This window comes from Buttiauxella sp. S19-1 (genome assembly GCF_022134725.1).
Lineage (GTDB): Bacteria > Pseudomonadota > Gammaproteobacteria > Enterobacterales > Enterobacteriaceae > Buttiauxella > Buttiauxella ferragutiae.
Genome location: NZ_JAHWLU010000264.1, coordinates 1 through 820, shown reverse-complemented (window position 1 = coordinate 820; position 820 = coordinate 1). Strand labels below are relative to the sequence as shown.

At 49.9% G+C, this 820-nt stretch carries 2 protein-coding genes; both read left to right on the top strand.

Annotation, left to right across the window (positions count from 1 at the left end; translation table 11 throughout):
• Position 1: 1 nt before the first annotated feature.
• Positions 2–505 carry a type 1 fimbrial major subunit FimA gene (gene fimA / locus MES37_RS24485; RefSeq protein ID WP_237932837.1) on the top strand — a complete coding sequence of 168 codons (504 nt, stop codon included), beginning with the start codon at positions 2–4 and terminating at the stop codon, positions 503–505.
• Between the two features lie 148 nt (positions 506–653).
• Positions 654–820, top strand: a 167-nt coding sequence (locus MES37_RS24480; RefSeq protein WP_237932838.1) for a fimbria/pilus periplasmic chaperone, incomplete at its 3' end; no start/stop codon positions are given.

The following is an 820-nucleotide window of genomic DNA, read 5'->3' as shown; positions in this document are numbered from 1 at the left end:
AGTGAGCGGTGCGGCACAGGCCGATGCGGTGACGGTAAATGGCGGCACCGTACACTTTCAAGGTGAGCTGGTGAATGCTGCCTGTTCGGTAAGCACCAAGTCTGCCGATCAGATTGTGAAACTCGGCCAGTACCGTACCGCGGCGTTCACTAAAGTGGGTGACACTTCAGCGCAGATCCCTTTTACCATCGTCCTGAACGATTGTGATACCAGCGTATCCACACTGGCTTCTGTGGCTTTTTCAGGCCAAACGGATGGCACTGACCCAACGCTTCTGGCTATTAACTCTGGTGATAACAGCACCACCGCAGGCGGCGTAGGTATCGAAATTCTGGACAATAAATCGCAAGTATTGACCCCGGATGGCAGCACATTCTCTACCGCGAAAACTTTGGTTGATGGCACCAACACCTTGCCATTTACCGCGCGTTATAAAGCGACCGCTGCTACTGCAACAGCAGGCCAGGCGAACGCAGATGCCACCTTCGTGATGAAATACGAGTAATCGGACCAGGCAGGGATGACGATAGCCACAGGGATGAGGCTAAACAGAAGATTATTATTCCGCATGCCGCACCTGGCTCTGTTACGTCGATTAATAATAATGATGGTGCTTTGTAATGACGACTTTATTTAAACCAGGTCTGGCGGTAATGCTGTGCCTGTTATTAACATGTTTTAATGTGCATGCTGCTGGAGGCGTTGCTCTGGGGGCAACACGAGTTATTTATCCGGCCGATGCCAAACAAACTTCGCTCTCAATTAATAATAGCGATGACAAAGAGCGTTATTTGGTGAATTCGTGGATTGAGAATAATCG